Here is a 17,459-nt window from a genome sequence, read left to right as displayed (position 1 = left end):
GGAGAGGCGATCATGCGGCCGATCACGGACCTGCGGCGCCGCGTGGCGCCGTTCGAGGTCGTCACCGAGATGACGCCGTCGGGCGACCAGCCGCAGGCGATCGCCGGGCTGGCCGAGCGCGTCGCGCGCGGCGACAAGGACTCGGTGCTGCTCGGCGCCACCGGCACCGGCAAGACCGCCACGATCGCGTGGCTGGTCGAAAAGCTCCAGCGGCCCGTCCTGGTCATGCAGCCGAACAAGACGCTGGCCGCGCAGTTCGCCAACGAGCTGCGCGAGATGATGCCCGGCAACGCCGTCGAGTACTTCGTGTCGTACTACGACTACTACCAGCCCGAGGCGTACATCCCGCAGACCGACACCTACATCGAGAAGGACTCCTCGATCAACGACGAGGTCGACCGGCTGCGGCACTCGGCGACCAACTCGCTGCTCACCCGCCGCGACACCGTCGTCGTCGCGTCGGTGTCCTGCATCTACGGCCTCGGCACCCCGCAGGAGTACGTCGACCGGATGGTCCGGCTGCACGTCGGCCAGGAGATCGACCGCGACGACCTGCTCCGGCAGCTCGTCGGCATGCAGTACACCCGCAACGACCTGGCCTTCACCCGCGGCACGTTCCGGGTCCGCGGCGACACCATCGAGATCATCCCGCAGTACGAGGAGCTCGCCGTCCGGATCGAGATGTTCGGCGACGAGATCGAGAAGCTCGCCACCCTGCACCCGCTCACCGGCGAGGTCATCACCGAGGACGAGGAGCTGTACGTCTTCCCCGCCTCCCACTACGTCGCCGGGCCCGAGCGGATGGAGCGCGCCATTCGCGACATCGAGGCCGAGCTCGAGGTGACCCTCGCCGAGATGGAGCGGCAGGGCAAGATGCTGGAGGCGCAGCGGCTGCGTATGCGCACCACCTACGACATCGAGATGATGCGCCAGGTCGGCACCTGCTCCGGCATCGAGAACTACTCCCGGCACATCGACGGCCGCGGCCCCGGCACCGCGCCCAACACCCTCCTCGACTACTTCCCCGAGGACTTCCTCCTCGTCATCGACGAGTCGCACCAGACCGTCCCGCAGATCGGCGCGATGTACGAGGGCGACGCGTCCCGCAAGCGGATGCTGGTCGAGCACGGGTTCCGGCTCCCGTCCGCGATGGACAACCGGCCGCTGAAGTGGGAGGAGTTCCTCGACCGCATCGGCCAGACCGTCTACCTGTCGGCGACGCCCGGCCCCTACGAGATGAACCGGGTCAAGGGCGAGGTCGTCGAGCAGGTCATCCGGCCCACCGGCCTGATCGACCCGGAGATCGTCGTCAAGCCGACCAAGGGCCAGATCGACGACCTCGTCCACGAGATCCGGCTGCGCACCGACCGCGACGAGCGGGTCCTCGTCACCACCCTCACCAAGAAGATGGCCGAGGACCTCACCGACTACCTCCTCGAACTCGGCGTCCAGGTCCGCTACCTGCACAGCGAGGTCGACACCCTGCGCCGCATCGAGCTGCTGCGCGAGCTGCGCGCCGGCGAGTTCGACGTGCTGGTCGGCATCAACCTGCTGCGCGAGGGCCTCGACCTGCCCGAGGTGTCGCTCGTCTCGATCCTGGACGCCGACAAAGAGGGCTTCCTGCGCTCCGAGACGTCCCTCATCCAGACGATCGGCCGCGCGGCCCGCAACGTGTCCGGCCAGGTGCACATGTACGCCGACACCGTCACCCCGTCGATGGAGCGCGCGATCGACGAGACGAACCGGCGCCGCGCCAAGCAGCAGGCCTACAACACCGAGCACGGCATCGAGCCGACGGCGCTGCGCAAGCGGATCGCCGACATCCTCGACTCCCTCGCCCGTGAGGACGCCGACACCGAGACCCTCATCGGCGGCGCCGGGCGCCAGCAGAGCCGCGGCAAGGCCCCTGTCCCCGGCCTGGCGTCCCGCGCGTCCGCCCGTTCGGGGGAGGTCGGCCGGCACGCCGCCGACCTGGTCGGCGACCGCCCCCGCGAGGAGCTGGAGGGCCTGATCGAGTCGATGACGGCGCAGATGCACCAGGCCGCGGCCGACCTGCAGTTCGAGCTCGCCGCCCGGCTCCGCGACGAGATCAAGGAGCTCAAGCGCGAGCTCCGCGAGATGAAGGAGGCCGGCGTCAAGTGAGGCCGGCGCGTCACCAGTACGGCGTGTACGCCGACTCGTAGGACGAGCCGCCCTCCTCGTGGCGCGCGATCGGCAGAAAGTCGGGGACGGTCCGCGCGGCGGCGGCGCGCAGCCGCGCGAGGGCCTGCTCGACCGGCGGCGGCGTGATGCCGAGGAGGGCGATGAGCGCGTCGCGCTCCTCCCGGTCCTCGGCGTACTCCTCTTCCGGCTCCGCCGCGTCGTGGCCGTACCCGAGGTCGCGCCAGTACGGGTAGGAGGCGACGAGCGCGACGGCCTCGACGAGGTCGGCGGCCATCAGGACGGCCTGCCCTTCCGAGTCGGCGTACAGCACCGGCCGCTCCCCGCCCGGCTTCCCGCACAGGAAGTAGGTGCCGCCCGATCCGTCGCCGGCGACGGGTTCCAGCGGCAGTCCGGTCGGCAGCCGCAGCTCCTCCACCGGGTCGCGCCGCTCGATGTCGAAGTCGGCCGGGAACGCCAGCAGCCCGGCCAGCGCGGGCTCGTTCTCGATCCGGCGCAGAAGATCGTCCGATGCGGTCATGCCGGCACCCTAGCCGCCCGATCCCACGCTCCCGGTCGTCCGGGCCCTCCCGGATGAGCACGCGGCGCGTGGGCGCTATTCGCGGGCCGGTACGAACGCCATCTGCACTTCGTCCGCGCCCGGTCGGCCGGGCTGGGTGGCGCCGGTCCGTGCGAAGCCGTGCCGGGCGTAGAGCCGTTCGGCACGGCGGTTGCCGTCGACGACCCACAGCCGCAGTTCGGCGAGGCCGCGCTCGGCCGTCCAGCCCAGCGCGGCACGGATCAGGAGGTCGCCGACGCCGCGGCCGCGCGCGGCGGGCGCCACCCACATGCCGACCAGTTCGGCCGTGCCGTCCTCGGTGGCGAGGACGGTCACGATGCCGCCCGGGCCGTCCTCGGTCTCGGCCATGAAGGTGTTGCGGGCGGCGAGCCGTTCCTGCCAGACGTCCGGGACGAACGCCTTCTCGCGCGCGAGGGTGGAGCTGAACGCCTCGGGGGAGTCGGCCAGCGCGGTCAGCCGGACGGCCCGGTACAGGGCCCAGTCCTCGACATCCAGCAGCCGTACCATCGTCATGCCCGCCACCGTCGCATCGCCCCGGCCGCCGCGGCAACCCGTTTCCGGCCGGAAAAGGGGAGGCCGTGCACCCGCCGCGCGTCCTAGGCTCGCGGGATGCGGTACGACGTACGGCCCGCGCGGCCCGGTGACCTCGCCGGCCTGCCGGCGATCGAGAACTCCGGCGACCGGCTGTTCCATCCGTTCGGGATCGTGTTCCCGCCCGGGCCGACCATCGCCGAGGAGATGATCGCGAAGGGCGCGGAGTTCCTCGTCGCCGGGGACCCGCCGGTCGGGTTCGCGGCGGTCCGGGAGGTGGACGGCGCGGCGCACCTGGAGCAGATCTCCGTCCACGCGGACCTCACCGGCCGCGGGATCGGCTCCCGGCTGCTGCGCGCGGTGCTGGACGCCGCGGCCCGGCGAGGGTCTCCGGGGGTGAGCCTGCTGACGTTCCGGGACGTCCCGTGGAACGGCCCCTGGTACGCCCGGCACGGCTTCGCCGAACTCCCCGAGGACCGCTGGGGGCCGGGCATCCGGGCCTACTGGGACGCGGAGATCGCGGCCGGCCTGCACGGACTCGGACCGCGCACCGTCATGTGGGCGCCGCTGTCGCCGCCCGGAACCGGATGAGGCGCGGCCGCACGTAGAGTTGTTCTCCGGGAACGCGCGACGCCCCGCCCGCGTCCCAGTTCAAGATCTACAACGTAAAGGCGGACGGCGGGAGGCACCCGGCGTCCCGGTCGCGCGAGGAGAACGATGACCCCCGGGTCCTGGCCGCGTCGGTTGCGGGAGCGTCTCGGCGAGCGGGGGCTCGCCGTCCTCGTCCTGGTGGGGCTGCTGGCACTCGCGGTGGTCCCGCTGGTGGCGCTGCCGGCCGCGCGGTGCAAGGCGTTCGGGAGCGGCTGCCCCCGGCCGAAGCCGCCGGTGCGCGCCGACCCGGTCGTGGCGAAGGCCAAGCAGGTCACGGCGGTCGAGGCGGCCACGCGCGGCGCGTACGTCGCGCTCGGCGACTCCTACTCGGCGGGGGTCGGCGCGGAGGCGACGGTCGCCGACCGCAATCCGCTCAACCGCTGCCGCCGGACGTCGAAGGCGTACTACCACGAGGTCTCGACGGCGTTCCGGTTCGCGAAGGGGTCCTCGTTCTGGGCGTGCTCGGGCGCCACGACGGCCGACGTCCTCAAGGGGCGGTACGGCGAGCCGCCGCAGCTCGACCGCGTCAACGCCGGCACCAGCCTGGTGACGATCAGCATCGGCGGCAACGACGTCGGGTTCTCCAAGGTGCTGGGCGGCTGCGTGATCCACCTGCCGTGGAGCCACAGCTGCACCGGCCAGGGCGCGGACATCGCGGGCCGGATGGCGAAGCTGCGCCGGGACCTGCCCGCCCTGCTGGACAAGATCACCGACCGGGCGCCGTCCGCGCGGGTGATCGTGATGGGGTACCCGAAGGCGTTCTCCGAGGTCACGGGCGTCGGCGGGGACAACATCACGGTGTCGGACCAGCGCTGGCTGAACGCCCGCGCCTACGACCTCGGGCAGCTCGTCCGGCAGTCGGCCGCCGAGGCGGACGCGCGGATCGTGGCGCGGCACGGCCGGGGGAGCGTGGAGTTCGTCGACGCCTACAGCGCGTTCGCCGGCCACGAGGCGGGCAGCGCGGACCCGTACATGAACGGCCTGGCGCTGAACCTGTCGGCGCTGGAGGCCGAGCCGCGCAGCTTCCATCCGACGGCCGCCGGGCAGCACGCGCTCGCGCAGCTGTTCCTCGCGCAGATCCGCAAGGGCCCGGGCCGGCCGCTGTCCTGAAACGGCCACCGCGGAGGGCGCGCTCGACGGCGAGGGCCACGAGGGCAACGCGGTCCTTGAGTCCGTGCGCGGCGAGGACGGGATGATCGTCAAGAGCTACCCGGTCGTCGCGGGCGGCGGCTCCCGGGCGGCGCGGGCGCCGGGCATCCGCTGGCCGCGCTCGCCGAACGGTCCGCCGCGCTGCTCGGCGACGACCCCGCTCGCGGGCTCGCGGCCGTCGACCGCCGGCTGGCCGGGGAGCGGGATCCCTGGGGGCGTGCGGCGCTGCGTCGTCCATGCCGGCGACGCTGCCGCAGCCCGCTCACAGATCGCTCACAGCGGCGGGACGGCCGCCGCTGTGAGCGGCCCGGCCGGACTCAGGACGGGTCGGCGCGGCGGAGGGTCCGCAGTCCCCGGCCGGGCCGCCACAGGTCGACGACCATGGCCGGTCCTTCGATCCGGGTGAGGACGGCCTCCCCGATGTCGGCCGTGAAGAAGTGGGAGTCGGCGAAGGAGTCGGGTGGCTGACCAATGCACCCCTCCTGCACATCGCGTACCCAAGACGCGCCCACCCTGCCATCGGGGTCCGACAATCCGGCCCGGCCGCATGATCGACTCCGCGGAATCGCTTCTTCCGCAGGGGGTAGGGGCAGCGTGAGGGGAGGTGCCGATGACCGTCACAGTGGCCCTCGCGGGGGACACGATGCTCGGACGCGGCGTGGCGGAGCGGATCGCCGCGTCCGGCCCGCACGGCCTGTTCGCCCCGGATGTGCGGGCGGTGTTCGACGAGGCCGATCTCGCCGTGCTGAACCTCGAGTGCTGCGTGTCGTCCCGCGGACGCCCCTGGGACGCGCCGGGCAAGCCGTTCCACTTCCGCGCGCCGCCGGACGCCGTCGAGGCGCTCCTCGACCTCGGGGTCGACTGCGTGACCCTCGCCAACAACCACGCGCTCGACTTCGGACCTGACGCCCTGGAGGACACCCTCGCGCACCTCGGCGCCGCGGGCGTGCGCAGCGTCGGTGCGGGCCCGGGGCTCCGCGAGGCGCGCGCGCCGGTGGTGCTGGAGGCGGGCGGGCTGCGCGTCGCCGTCGCCGGCTTCACCGACCACCCCGCCGACTTCGCCGCCGGGCCCGGCCGGCCGGGCGTCGCGCTCGCCGACCTGGAGCGGGGGGTGCCCGGCTGGCTTCGGGAGGAGATCGGCGCGCTCGCCCGGGAGAACGACGCCGTCCTGGTCATGCCGCACTGGGGTCCGAACATGACCGGCGAACCGCTCCGCTACGTGCGGCGGGCGGCGAAGGAGCTGGTGGAGGCGGGCGCGTCGCTCGTCGCGGGCAGCTCCGCGCACGTCTTCCACGGCGTCGCCTGGCCGGTCCTGTTCGACATGGGCGACCTCATCGACGACTACGTGGTGTCCGACCTGCTGCGCAACGATCTCGGCCTGCTGTTCCTGGTCGCCTTCGGGCCGGACGGGCCGTCCCGCGCCGAGGCCGTCCCGCTGCGCCTGGACTTCGCCCGCACCCGCCTCGCCGGCCCCGCCGACCGGGACTGGATCTTCGACCGGTTCACCGCCGCGTGCGCCGATTTCGGCACCGCCGTCACCGTGGCGGACGGCCGGCTCGTCGTGGCGGCGCCGTCCTAGAGCGGGTTGCCGAGCGGGGGCGGTCAGTCGGCGGAGGTGATGGCGTTGAGGCGCTCGACGGCGCCGGCGAACTCCTCGACCATGTCGTAGACGACCCGGCGGGCCGGTTTGACGGTGTTCATCAGGCCGACGCACTGGCCGACGAAGTAGTTGGCGAGCGCGCGGGCGCCGGGGTTGCCGGACTCGGCGACCTTGGTGATCTGCCGCATCGCGCCCTCGGCGACGATCATCTGCAGCGGCATCCCGAGCGGCCCGGGGCTGCCCGGGCCCTCCCACTCGTCGGTCCAGGCGGACCGGAGCTGGCGGGCGGGCTTGCCGGTGCGGGAGCGGGAGCGGACGGTGTCGCGGGACGTCGCGGCGAGCATCTTCGCCTTGACGGCGGGCGCCGTCTCGGCCTCCTCGGTGGTGAGCCAGACCGACCCGCACCAGACGCCGGACGCGCCGAGTGCGAGCGCGGCGGCCATCTGGCGGCCGGTGGCGATGCCGCCGGCGGCGAGGACGGGCACCGGTGCGACGGTGTCGACGACCTCGGGGACCAGCACCATCGTGGAGATCTCGCCGGTGTGCCCGCCGGCCTCGCCGCCCTGAGCGATGACGAGGTCGACGCCGGCGGCGACCTGGCGGCGGGCGTGCTCGGACGTCCCGACGAGCGCGGCGACCGGGATGCCGGCGGCCTTGGCCTTCTCCACCATGATCGGCGGCGGGGTGCCGAGGGCGCTGGCGATGAGCCGGATCGGGTGCGCGAGGGACACCTCGATCAGCTCGGTCGCGCCCTCCTTGGTGACCTGGGTGCCGCCGCGCGCGTTGGACTGCCTGGCCTTCTCGAAGTCCGGCAGCGGGACGTCGTACTTGCCGAACAGGCCGATGAGGAAGTCCCAGTGCTCCTGCGGGACGGCGGCGAGCATGGTGTCGAGGCCGCCCTCGCCGCGTCCGGCGCGCTCCGCGGACTCGTCGATCCGGCCGGGGACGAGCACGTCGACGCCGTAGGGGCGGCCGCCGACGCGGTCGTCGATCCAGCGCAGCTCCTCCTCCAGCCGGTCGGGGGTGTAGGCGACGGCGCCGAGGACGCCGAAGCCGCCGGCGTTGGTGACGGCGGCGACGACGTCGCGGCAGTGGCTGAAGGCGAACAGCGGGAACTCGATCCCGAACGCGGCGCAGACCTCGGTGTTCATGTCCCCGACGCTAACGGGCCGAACGTCATTCGGTCCAGGGCTCAGCCGGCGGGCCGGAACAGCACGTACGACTCGCCCTCGTCCGGGTGCTCGAAACAGGCCCGCAGCGGCAGCCCCTCGCGCAGGTCGCCGCCGGAGACGCCGTCCAGCCGCGCGTACATCCACGGGCCCTCGGCCAGCTCGACCAGCGCCAGGTGCGCCGGCGGCGGGGCGGTGCCGTCCTCGGCGGGCCGGCCGTGGACGGCGGTCCAGGTCACCAGGGTCGCCTCACCGCTCGCGTCCGCCCAGGCCAGATCCTCCTCGCCGCACTCGGGGCAGCCGCCCGCGTCCGGCGCGTACCAGCGCTCGCACGCCTCGCAGCGCCTGATCACGAGCCGGCCGGCGGCGGTGCCGTCGAAGAACGGGTCGGTGCGGCCGTCGCGCCGCAGGACGCCGATGTCCATCGGTCAGGCTCCCTTCGGGTGCGGGCTGACGATCAGGGTCGAGTGGTGGTCGAGGATGCCGCCGTTGCCGCTGACGAGGACGACGTCGCTGCGCGGCGCCTGCCGCTCCCCGCCGTCGCCGCGCGCCTGGATCACGGCCTCCGACAGCGGGGTGAAGCCCCACATGTAGTACGCCGACAGCTGCCCGCCGCCGGTGTTGGTGGGCAGCGACCCGCCGGGGCCGAGGGCGCCGGACGCGGCGAACGCGCCGCCCTCGCCCTTGGCGCAGAACCCGTAGTCCTCCAGGGACACGAGGACGGTGTAGGTGTAGCAGTCGTACAGCTCGCACACGTCCACGTCGGACGGGGTGATCCCGGCCATCTTCATCGCGGTCGCGCCGGAGGACGCGGCGCCGGTGGTCAGGCCGAAGCCGCTGCCGCGCTCCCTGCGGTGCCCGGGGTGGCCCTGCCCCCATCCCCACAGGTGGACGGGCGGCCGGGCGAGGTCGCGGGCGCGGTCGGCGCTCGTCACGATCACGGCGATCGCGCCGTTGGAGACCAGGCAGCAGTCCAGCAGGTGCAGCGGTTCCGACACCCACCGGGACGCCTGGTGGTCGGCGATGGTGATCGGCTCGCGCATCTGCGCGAGGGGGTTGCGGGCCGCCCACTCGCGCGTCGAGACCGCGATGGCGCCGAGCTGCTCGCTCGTCGTCCCGTACCGGGACATGTGGCGCCGCGCGGCGAGCGCGTAGAAGGAGTTGACGCTGCGCAGGCCGAGGGCCGCCGTCATGCCGCCGTATCCGTACCATTCGCGGGCGCTGCGGTCGTAGGCCGAGCCCGCCGACTGCTTCGGCTTCAGCGGAGCGTCGGCGAACACGCACGCGACCGTGGTCGCGGTGCCGCTCGCGACGGCCATCGCGGCGTGCGCCACCATCGCCCCGGCGGTCGCGCCGAAGGCGTTCATCTGGGTCAGCAGCCGCAGGTCCCGCAGGCCGAGCGTGCCGGCCAGCTCGATCCCGGGCGAGCCGCCCATGCCGTGGCTGACCAGCAGGCCGTCCAGGTCGGACAGGCCGAGGCCGGCGTCGGCCGCGGCGAGCCGCACCGCGTCGGCCGCCAGCCGCCGCGGGCTGCGCCCGTACACCCTGCCGAGCTCGGTCATCCCCAGCCCGGCGATCGCAGCGCTCATCCGTCGCATCCCTCCCCGCATCGTCACCGCCACGGTACCGAACAGCATTCGGTAGGTGGGGCGGCGGGGCGGCCGATCACCGCGAGCGCGCGCGGAACGCGCCCCGGTAGGCCAGCGGCGACGCGCCGACCCGGCGCGCGAAGTGCGCGCGCAGCGTCACCGGCGACCCGAACCCCGCTTCGGCGGCCACCCGCTCGACCGGCAGGTCGGTGTCCTCCAGCAGCTGCTGCGCGCGGCGCACCCGCGCGTGCGACAGCCACTGCTGCGGCGTCGTCCCGGCCTGCTCCCGGAACCGCCGGGTCAGCGTCCGGACGCTGCACGACGCCTGCCGCGCGATGTCGTCCAGCACCAGCGGACGGTGCAGGTTCGCCTCCAGCCACGCCAGCGTCGGCTGCAGCGCCGCCCCGCCGTCCGGCGGCTCGTCGTGCCGGATGAACTGCGCCTGCCCGCCGTCGCGCTGGGGCGGCATGACGATCCGCCGCGCCGTCCGCGCCGCCGTCGCCGAGCCGTGGTCGCGGCGGACGATGTGCAGGCACAGGTCCACGCCCGCCGCGACGCCCGCCGACGTGAGCACCTGCCCGTTGTCGACGTACAGCACGGACGGATCGACCTCCACGCGCGGGTACCGCCGCGCAAGAGCGCGCGCGTAGTGCCAGTGCGTCGTCGCGCGGTGCCCGTCCAGCAGGCCCGCCGCCGCGAGGGCGAACGCGCCGACGCAGATCGACGCGATCCGCGCGCCCCGCGCCGTCGCGGACCGCAGCGCGTCCAGGGCCTCGCCCGGCGGATCGTCCGCGACGCCCTCGTGGCCGGGGACGACGATCGTGTCCGCCGCCGCCAGCGCGTCCAGGCCGTACGGGGCGTCCACCCGCATCCGGCCGAGCGCGGCGGAGGTGCGCGCGCCGCCCGGCGGCGTGCAGACCCGGACGTCGTAGAGCGGGGCGAGGTCCGCCGTGGTCGTCGTCCCGAACACCTGGCCCGGCGTCGCGAGGTCGAACGCGACGACCCCGTCCAGCGCGAGCACCGCGACGACATGAGGTGCAGGCATGGCCAGAACGTAGCGCACATCGGCGGTCCGGACACTGGCCGGGCCACCGGACGGCGGCGGACGATCCTGGCGGAGATCGCCCGCGTCCCCGGGGCGACGGGGACGCGGGCGATGCCGAACGGGACCGGCCGCCGCGGGCCGCGCTCAGGAGGCGAGCACCGCCTGCAGGAAGTCGCGGGTGCGCTGCTCGGCGGGCTCGCCGAAGATCCGGTCCGGCGGGCCCTCCTCGACGATCTGCCCCTGGTCGAACATCAGCACCCGGTTGGAGATGTCCTTGGCGAAGTTCATCTCGTGCGTGACGCACAGCATCGTCAGGTCGCTCTCGCGGGCGATGTCGCGCAGCAGGTCCTGCACGCCGACGACGAGCTCCGGGTCCAGCGCGGAGGTCACCTCGTCCAGCAGCAGCACCTTCGGCTGCATGGCGAGCGCCCGCGCGATCGCGACCCGCTGCTGCTGCCCGCCGGACAGCTGCGAGGGGTGCGCGTTCTCCTTGTCGGAGAGCCCGACCATGTCGAGCAGGCCGCGGGCCCGCTCGACCGCCTCGTCCTTGGACGCCCTGAGCACCCGCACCGGCCCCTCGGTGAGGTTGCGCAGCACGTTCATGTTGGGGAACAGGTTGAACTGCTGGAACACCATGCCGACCTGCTTGCGCATCTCGTGCAGGTGCCGCTGGTTCGCCGGGACGCGGCGGCCCCCCTTGTCCATGTGCCACAGGGTGTCGTCGCCGATCCAGATCAGCCCGTCGTCGAGCTTCTCCAGCGTCATCAGCAGCCGCAGGATCGTGGTCTTGCCCGATCCGGACGGCCCGATCAGCGTCACCCGCTCGCCGGGCTCCACGGCGAAGTCCAGCTCGCGCAGCACGACGTTGGAGCCGAACCGCTTGACGACCTTCTCGAAGCGGATGCCCGGCGCGTCGCCGTGCGGCAGCGCGGCCGCCGCGCCGTCGCCGTCCTCCTCGCGGCCGCCCTTCTTCTCCTTGGAGACGCCCGGGGACTCCTCTTCGGGCGTGGGGGCTTCGGGTGCGGTGTCAGTTGGTGGCATAACGCCTCTCCAGGCGGCGGACGAGAATCGAGGAAATGACGCTGACGACGATGAACAGCACGCCCACGAGCGTGATCGGCTCGAGCATCCGGTAGCTCTCCGTGCCGGCCTTGTACGCCGCGAGCAGCATCTCGGTGACCTGGATGACCAGCAGCTGCGGCGAGTCCTTGAACATCGCGATCAGGTAGTTGCCGAGCGTCGGGATCACCCGGCGGATCGCCTGCGGCAGCACCACGTCCAGCCACACCCGCGAGCGCGGCAGGTTCAGCGCCGTGCACGCCTCCCATTGGCCGCGCGGGATGTCGGAGATCCCCGCCCGGTACACCTCGGCGGTGTAGGTCGAGTAGTGGATCCCGAGGGTGATGACGCCGGCGGTGAGCGGGCCGATCGTCAGCCCCCACGACGGCAGCACGTAGTAGACGAAGAACAGCTGCGGGATCAGCGGCGTCGACCGGACGAACTCGGTCACCCAGCGGACCACGCCGTTGAAGACGCGGCTCGGGGAGCGGCGCAGCAGCGTCCACACCATGCCGAGCAGCAGCGCGATCACGTAGCCGAGGAGCGTCGCGACGACCGTGGTGCGCAGGCCGTCCAGCAGGTCGGGGAGGATGTCCCAGGTGTAGTTCCAGTTCCACTGCATCAGGACGCCGCCTTCACTCCGGGCGCCCCGGCGGCCACCGCCGACAGCGACGGCTCGCGGGACGGGCGGCGGCCGAGCATCCGGTCCACCCGGCGCTCGGCGTAGCGGACCAGCAGCTGCAGGATCTGCGCGATCACGAAGTAGAACACCAGCACCGCGAGGAACGGCGCGACGGTCTCACCCGAGAACCCCTGGACGTTCTTCGACACCTTCGTCAGGTCGACCAGGCCGATCGTGTAGACGATCGCCGACCCCTTCATCAGCTCGATGACGAGGTTGCCGAACGGCGGCAGCATCAGCGCGAACGCCTGCGGCAGCAGGACGCGCCGCATCCGCTGGTAGGGCGTGAAGTTCAGCGCGATCACCGCCTCGACCTGCGCCTTCGGCAGCGAGTTGACCGAGCCGCGCACCACCTCGGCGCCGTAGGCGCCGACGTTCAGCCCGAGCGCGAGGACCGCGCACACCAGCTTGGAGTTGATCTGCACGCCGACCAGCGGCAGCGCGTAGAAGAACCAGTACAGCAGCACGAGCGTCGCGGTGCCGCGGAAGAACTCGACGTAGACGCGGTTCAGCGCGCGCAGCCACATGTGGCGCGAGGTGCCCACCAGCCCGAAGACCAGGGCGAGCACCAGCGCCAGCGCGCAGCCGTAGAGCGTGAGCTGCACGGTCAGCCACGCGCCGTGCAGCCACTGCTCCCGGCTGTCGAATACGACCGACACCGATCAGCCCTGGCAGAACTTGGCCGCCGTGTCGCCCGGGCTCGGCATCTCCGCCTGGCTGAACCCGAACTTCTGCACGATCGGCAGCAGCTGGTTGCCCTTCTCCAGCGCGGCGAGCTGGGCGTTCCAGGCGTTCAGCAGGTCGGAGTCGGCCTTGCGGAACACGAACGCGCCGGCGCCGAGCTGCTCCTTGCCGTCGATGACGGGCGTGAACGCCTCGGTCACCTCGTACTTGCCGTCCTGGTGCTTGGACAGCAGGTCGGCCAGCGAGATGCGGGTCAGCCAGATGCAGTCGATGCGCCCGGACTTCAGGCCCTCGTAGGCGCTGGCCTGGTCCTGGAACGTCTTGATCTTGCCCTTGGGGACGCCGCTGCTCTTGGCGTAGCCCTCCTCGACCGCGCCGGTCAGCACGCCGACCGTCACGCCCGCCTTGGCGGGGGAGGTCTGGTCGGTGAGCTTCTTCGGGTTGCCCTTCGGCACCATGAACGCGCTCTTGGCGACGTACTCGGGGTTGGCGAACGCGGCGGACGCGCACCGCTCGGGGGTGATGAACATGCCGGCGGCGATCGCGTCGAACCGCTTGGCGTTCAGGCCGCCGATCAGGCCGGCGAAGTCGACCTGGACGCCCTCGACCTTGTCGATGCCGAGCTTTTTGAAGATGACGCGGGCCAGCTCCGGCGCCTCGCCGGTCAGCTTGCCGTCCTTGTCGGTGTAGCCGTAGGGGGCCTCGTTGGCGAACCCGACCGTGATCTTGCCGGCCTTCTTCGCCTTGTCGAGGGTGCCGCCGCCGGAGACCTCCTTGTCCGGATCCGTCGTGGAGCAGCCCGCCGCGGCCAGGGGGACGGCGGCGGACAGCAGAACGGCGGTGCGGAGGAAGTCGCGTCTCGAGGAAGTCATCGTTGAACTCCTGCAGGGATGGGGGGTGGCCCGCGCCCGCGGGGGGCCGTGGAGCCCCCCGCGGGCGCGGGCCTTTCGTCGGGGGTATCCAGCTGGGAGCGGGGATCGTGCGGCCGGTTCAGTCGCCGACGGGGGTGAAGTCGCGGGCGCCGATGAACGGCGGACGCGGCGCCGGGGCGGAGAACGGCTCGACGCAGGTGTTCTCCACGCTGTTGAACACGACGAACACGTTGGAGCGGGGGAACGGGGTGATGTTCCCGTTCGAGCCGTGCATGCAGTTGCAGTCGAACATGGTGGCCGAGCCCGCGGGCCCGGTGAACAGCTCGATCCCGTGCTTGTCGGCGAGGATCGACAGGCTGTTCGGGTCGGGGGTGCCGATCTCCTGCCCGCGCAGTGACTCCTTGTAGTGGTCGGCCGGGGTCTCCCCGACACAGGCCACGAACGTCTTGTGCGACCCGGGCATGATCATTAGCCCGCCATTGTGCACGAAATTCTCCGTCAGCGCGATCGATATGCTCACCGCGCGCATCCTCGGCATGCCGTCCTCGGCGTGCCAGGTCTCGAAGTCGGAGTGCCAGTAGAAGTCCTTGCCGGTGAAGCCCGGCTTGTAGTTCACCCGGCTCTGGTGCACGTACACGTCGGAGCCGAGGATCTGCCCCGCCCGGCCGACGACGCGCGGGTCGCGGACGAGCTGCCCGAACACCTCGCTGATCTTGTGCACCTCGAAGATGGACCGGACCTCGTCGGAGCCGCGCTCGGTGACGGTGCGCTCGTCGGCGAGGATCTGCGGGTCGGAGGCCAGCCGGCGCAGCTCGGCGCGGTAGTCCTCCACCTCCTCGGGCGCGAGCAGCTGCTCGACGCTCAGGAAGCCGTCGCGGTCGAAGGAGTCGAGGGTGGCGGCGTCGATGGGGCCGTCGCCGGGACCGCCGTACACGACCGGGTCCTGCCGGTACAGCAGCGCCGCCTCGGCGGCCTTGCGGGTGGGGTAGGCGTCGTCGATCGACGGATGGGACTCGATGATGCTCATGCGTCCTCCTCGGTGAGCAGCGGATAGACCCCGTTCTCGTCATGGACCTCCCGACCGGTGCAGGGGGGATTGAACACGCACACGGTCTTGACGTCCGTGTGGGCGCGAAGGGTGTGGTGCTCGTGCCCGTTGAGCAGGTACATCACGCCCGGCTTGATGTGGTGCTTGTCGCCCGTGTCCTCGTTGGTGAGCTCGCCCTCACCCTCGATGCAGTACACGGCCTCGATGTGGTTGGCGTACCACATCTTCGTCTCGGTGCCCGCGTACAGGATCGTCTCGTGCAGCGAGAACCCCACGCCCTCCTTGGCCAGCACGAAGCGGCGGCTGCACCAGGTCGGCGCCTGCACGTCGCGCTCGGTGCCGATGATCTCGTCAAGGGAGCGAACGATCATGAATTCCTCTTTTCCGGTGTGTTACGCGGCGGCGGCCCGGCGGCCGGGTCAGGCCGACACCTTGCTGCGGACGGCCTCGACGGACTCGGCGATGATCGCCAGGCCATGGGACAGCTCGGTCTCGGTGGTGGTGAGCGGCGGCAGCAGCTTGACGACCTCGCCCTCGGGGCCGGAGGTCTCCATCAGCAGGCCGCGGGCGAACGCCTCGCCGCACACCTCCGCCGCGTCCTCGGGATCCTTCATCACCAGGCCCCACGCGAGACCGCGGCCGCGGACGGAGTCGACGGCGCCGGCGTGCGCGAGCGCGATCTCCTCCAGCGCCGTCTGGACCTGCTGGCCCTTCTTCAGCGTCTGCTTCTCCAAGCCCTCGCCGGTCCAGTAGTCCTGCAGCGCGGCGACGGCGGTGACGAACGCGGGGTTGAAGCCGCGGAAGGTGCCGTTGTGCTCGCCCGGCTCCCACACGTCCAGCTCGCGCTTCATCAGCGTGATCGCGAACGGCAGCCCGTAGCCGCTCAGGGACTTGGACAGGCAGACGATGTCGGGGGTGATCCCGGCGTCCTCGAAGCTGAAGAACGGGCCGGTGCGGCCGCAGCCCATCTGCACGTCGTCGACGATCAGCAGGATGTCGTGCCGGTGGCACAGGTCCTGCAGGCCGCGCAGCCACTCGGCGGTGGCGACGTTGATGCCGCCCTCGCCCTGGACCGTCTCGACGATCACGGCGGCGGGCTTGTCCAGGCCGCTGCCGCTGTCGTCCAGCATCGTGTCGAAGAGCAGGAAGTCGGGGGTGCGGCCGTCGAGGTAGTTGTCGTAGGGCATCGCGACGCCGTGCCCGAGCGGCACGCCGGCGCCCGTGCGCTTCATCGAGTTCCCGGTGACCGCCAGCGCGCCCAGCGTCATGCCGTGGAAGGCGTTGGTGAAGCTGACAACGGTCTCCCGGCCGGTGTACTTGCGCGCCAGTTTCAGCGCCGCCTCGACCGAGTTGTTGCCCGCCGGGCCGGGGAACTGGACCTTGTAGTCGAGCCCGCGCGGCTCCAGCACGTACTCATTGAATCGTTCCAGGAACTCGCGCTTGGCCGTGGTGTACATGTCGAGGCTGTGCACAATGGCGTCGCTCGCGAGATAGTCCATCAGCCGGCGTTTCAGCTGAGGGTTGTTGTGCCCGTAGTTGAGGGTTCCCGCGCCGGCGAAGAAATCAAGGTAGGTGCGGCCGTTCTCATCGGTGATGTGGGAGCCCTGGGCGGTGCTGAACACCGTGGGCCAGCTTCGGCAGTAGCCGCGGACTTCCGATTCCATGCGGGCGAAAACATCCATGTTCTGCCTCCGGCGGGTGTCGGGGGTGAGAGCGGTTCGGGCGGGACGCGGTGCCGGGCGGCACCGGTCGGATGCGTACGGGTCGGAGCGGACTCGGAGCGGACTCGGGCGGACTCGGAGCGGTCCGGCCGGCGGCGGTTCCGCCGGCCGCGGGTCAGGTCGCGGGGCCGAACGGGCCGATCCGGAACAGCACCTCGGGCTCGTGCCCGGCGCCCGGGAAGTGCTCCGGGCCGAACAGCGGCTCGCGGCTCAGGTCGCAGCCGCGGGCCCGGGCGAACGAGGCGAACATCGCCTCCGACGCTGTGTTGTCCGGAGTCACGGTGGCCTCCATGAAGCGGAGGCCGCGGGCCGACAGCCGGTCGCCGAGGCGGTCCAGCATGCGGCGTGCCAATCCCTGCCCCCGATGAGCGTCGTCAACCGCGACCTGCCATACGAAGAACGTGTCGGGGCGGGACGGGCGGACGTAGCCGGTGACGAAACCGCACGGGCGGCCGCCGTCGCGGGCGACCACGGAGGTGTCGGCGAAGTCCCGGCACCAGAGGGCGTAGCTGTACGGCGAATTGACGTCCAGGACCTTGGAGTCCCGGGCGATCCGCCACAGTTCGGGGCCGTCGGTGAGGCTCGGCTCCTGGAGTTGCACGTCCTCGCTCGTCTCGTCCGGATCGGGGCGTCGGGTCGGTGATTCCAGGGATTGCGGTGCCATGTCCAGGCAACTTAGCGAATCTCGCCGGATGATCGTTCCGTAATGTTATCGTCAGGATGTTTAGCCCGGCGAGCAGCGGGTATGGCAATACGCTTGCTAAATTCGGGATAATTTCGGCCGACCGTTCTCGGGGCCATGGCGCGCCATTCCCCGCGTTACGCAGGAGGTACTGGCGATTTTGCGGGCGGGTGCGCGGTGCGCGTTCCTGAACGCAACCTTAATGTTCCGCTCTCGCGTGCAGAGCGGTTTTGTGTATCGGTTGTGTGAGGTAAGTCA

At 71.9% G+C, this 17,459-nt stretch carries 19 protein-coding genes; 4 read left to right on the top strand and 15 right to left on the bottom strand.

Annotated elements, in window-relative coordinates; all coding sequences use genetic code 11:
* Nucleotides 1-12 precede the first annotated feature (12 nt).
* Entirely contained in the window at nucleotides 13-2,142 is a 2,130-nt protein-coding gene (uvrB, locus tag F8568_RS32835; RefSeq protein WP_151597574.1) for an excinuclease ABC subunit UvrB, read from the top strand.
* A gap of 10 nt (nucleotides 2,143-2,152) precedes the next feature.
* Here the strand turns inward: uvrB and F8568_RS32830 are convergent, their stop codons facing one another.
* Nucleotides 2,153-2,680, bottom strand: a complete 528-nt coding sequence (locus F8568_RS32830; protein ID WP_151597573.1) for a hypothetical protein — start codon at nucleotides 2,678-2,680, stop codon at nucleotides 2,153-2,155.
* Nucleotides 2,681-2,755: 75 nt separating this feature from the next.
* On the bottom strand, nucleotides 2,756-3,232 hold the full coding sequence (locus tag F8568_RS32825) for a GNAT family N-acetyltransferase (protein WP_160573851.1): 477 nt from the start codon (nucleotides 3,230-3,232) through the stop codon (nucleotides 2,756-2,758).
* A gap of 96 nt (nucleotides 3,233-3,328) precedes the next feature.
* On the opposite strand from F8568_RS32825, the gene F8568_RS32820 reads away from it, so the two are divergent.
* A complete protein-coding gene (locus F8568_RS32820) occupies nucleotides 3,329-3,841 on the top strand; it encodes a GNAT family N-acetyltransferase (protein ID WP_151597571.1) in 513 nt (170 codons plus the stop codon).
* Between the two features lie 126 nt (nucleotides 3,842-3,967).
* On the top strand, nucleotides 3,968-5,011 hold the full coding sequence (locus tag F8568_RS32815; RefSeq protein ID WP_151597570.1) for an SGNH/GDSL hydrolase family protein: 1,044 nt from the start codon (nucleotides 3,968-3,970) through the stop codon (nucleotides 5,009-5,011).
* A gap of 356 nt (nucleotides 5,012-5,367) precedes the next feature.
* Here F8568_RS32815 and F8568_RS32810 read toward each other — a convergent pair whose 3' ends face one another.
* On the bottom strand, nucleotides 5,368-5,538 hold the full coding sequence (locus F8568_RS32810) for a hypothetical protein (protein ID WP_160573850.1): 171 nt from the start codon (nucleotides 5,536-5,538) through the stop codon (nucleotides 5,368-5,370).
* 122 nt (nucleotides 5,539-5,660) lie between these two features.
* Between F8568_RS32810 and F8568_RS32805 the strand changes: the two genes are divergently transcribed.
* Entirely contained in the window at nucleotides 5,661-6,629 is a 969-nt protein-coding gene (locus F8568_RS32805; protein ID WP_151597569.1) for a CapA family protein, read from the top strand.
* A gap of 23 nt (nucleotides 6,630-6,652) precedes the next feature.
* Here F8568_RS32805 and F8568_RS32800 read toward each other — a convergent pair whose 3' ends face one another.
* The 12 genes from F8568_RS32800 to ectA all read right to left on the bottom strand — a co-directional run bounded on the left by F8568_RS32800 (nucleotide 6,653) and on the right by ectA (nucleotide 17,183).
* Nucleotides 6,653-7,801: an NAD(P)H-dependent flavin oxidoreductase gene (locus F8568_RS32800; protein WP_151597568.1), complete on the bottom strand. Its 1,149-nt coding sequence runs from the start codon at nucleotides 7,799-7,801 to the stop codon at nucleotides 6,653-6,655.
* Between the two features lie 41 nt (nucleotides 7,802-7,842).
* Nucleotides 7,843-8,244 carry a Zn-ribbon domain-containing OB-fold protein gene (locus F8568_RS32795; RefSeq protein WP_151597567.1) on the bottom strand — a complete coding sequence of 134 codons (402 nt, stop codon included), beginning with the start codon at nucleotides 8,242-8,244 and terminating at the stop codon, nucleotides 7,843-7,845.
* Nucleotides 8,245-8,247: 3 nt separating this feature from the next.
* The gene (locus F8568_RS32790; protein WP_151597566.1) at nucleotides 8,248-9,408 is read right to left on the bottom strand and encodes a thiolase family protein; all 1,161 of its coding nucleotides are present in this window, start codon (nucleotides 9,406-9,408) and stop codon (nucleotides 8,248-8,250) included.
* A 76-nt stretch (nucleotides 9,409-9,484) separates the two neighbouring features.
* Nucleotides 9,485-10,453 (bottom strand): GlxA family transcriptional regulator, encoded by a 969-nt coding sequence (locus F8568_RS32785; RefSeq protein ID WP_151597565.1) that lies wholly within the window; start codon nucleotides 10,451-10,453, stop codon nucleotides 9,485-9,487.
* 144 nt (nucleotides 10,454-10,597) lie between these two features.
* The gene (gene ehuA, locus F8568_RS32780) at nucleotides 10,598-11,494 is read right to left on the bottom strand and encodes an ectoine/hydroxyectoine ABC transporter ATP-binding protein EhuA (protein WP_151597564.1); all 897 of its coding nucleotides are present in this window, start codon (nucleotides 11,492-11,494) and stop codon (nucleotides 10,598-10,600) included.
* Entirely contained in the window at nucleotides 11,481-12,134 is a 654-nt protein-coding gene (ehuD, locus tag F8568_RS32775) for an ectoine/hydroxyectoine ABC transporter permease subunit EhuD (RefSeq protein WP_151597563.1), read from the bottom strand. Before ehuD ends, ehuA begins: the two co-directional genes overlap by 14 nt.
* On the bottom strand, nucleotides 12,134-12,853 hold the full coding sequence (gene ehuC, locus F8568_RS32770) for an ectoine/hydroxyectoine ABC transporter permease subunit EhuC (protein WP_151597562.1): 720 nt from the start codon (nucleotides 12,851-12,853) through the stop codon (nucleotides 12,134-12,136). Before ehuC ends, ehuD begins: the two co-directional genes overlap by 1 nt.
* A 3-nt stretch (nucleotides 12,854-12,856) precedes the next feature.
* Nucleotides 12,857-13,750, bottom strand: a complete 894-nt coding sequence (ehuB, locus tag F8568_RS32765; RefSeq protein WP_151597561.1) for an ectoine/hydroxyectoine ABC transporter substrate-binding protein EhuB — start codon at nucleotides 13,748-13,750, stop codon at nucleotides 12,857-12,859.
* A gap of 118 nt (nucleotides 13,751-13,868) precedes the next feature.
* Nucleotides 13,869-14,777, bottom strand: coding sequence for an ectoine hydroxylase (gene thpD, locus F8568_RS32760; protein ID WP_151597560.1), 909 nt, complete (start codon nucleotides 14,775-14,777; stop codon nucleotides 13,869-13,871).
* Complete coding sequence (locus tag F8568_RS32755; RefSeq protein WP_151597559.1) at nucleotides 14,774-15,169, bottom strand: ectoine synthase; 396 nt, start codon at nucleotides 15,167-15,169, stop codon at nucleotides 14,774-14,776. Before F8568_RS32755 ends, thpD begins: the two co-directional genes overlap by 4 nt.
* Before the next feature lie 48 nt (nucleotides 15,170-15,217).
* Entirely contained in the window at nucleotides 15,218-16,480 is a 1,263-nt protein-coding gene (gene ectB / locus F8568_RS32750; RefSeq protein WP_151597558.1) for a diaminobutyrate--2-oxoglutarate transaminase, read from the bottom strand.
* 154 nt (nucleotides 16,481-16,634) lie between these two features.
* Nucleotides 16,635-17,183, bottom strand: coding sequence for a diaminobutyrate acetyltransferase (gene ectA / locus F8568_RS32745; RefSeq protein ID WP_202125615.1), 549 nt, complete (start codon nucleotides 17,181-17,183; stop codon nucleotides 16,635-16,637).
* Nucleotides 17,184-17,459: the final 276 nt, after the last annotated feature.

The sequence above is a fragment of the Actinomadura physcomitrii genome, from assembly GCF_008923205.2.
GTDB classification, from domain to species: domain Bacteria; phylum Actinomycetota; class Actinomycetes; order Streptosporangiales; family Streptosporangiaceae; genus Spirillospora; species Spirillospora physcomitrii.
This window is presented reverse-complemented; position numbering and strand designations above follow the sequence as displayed.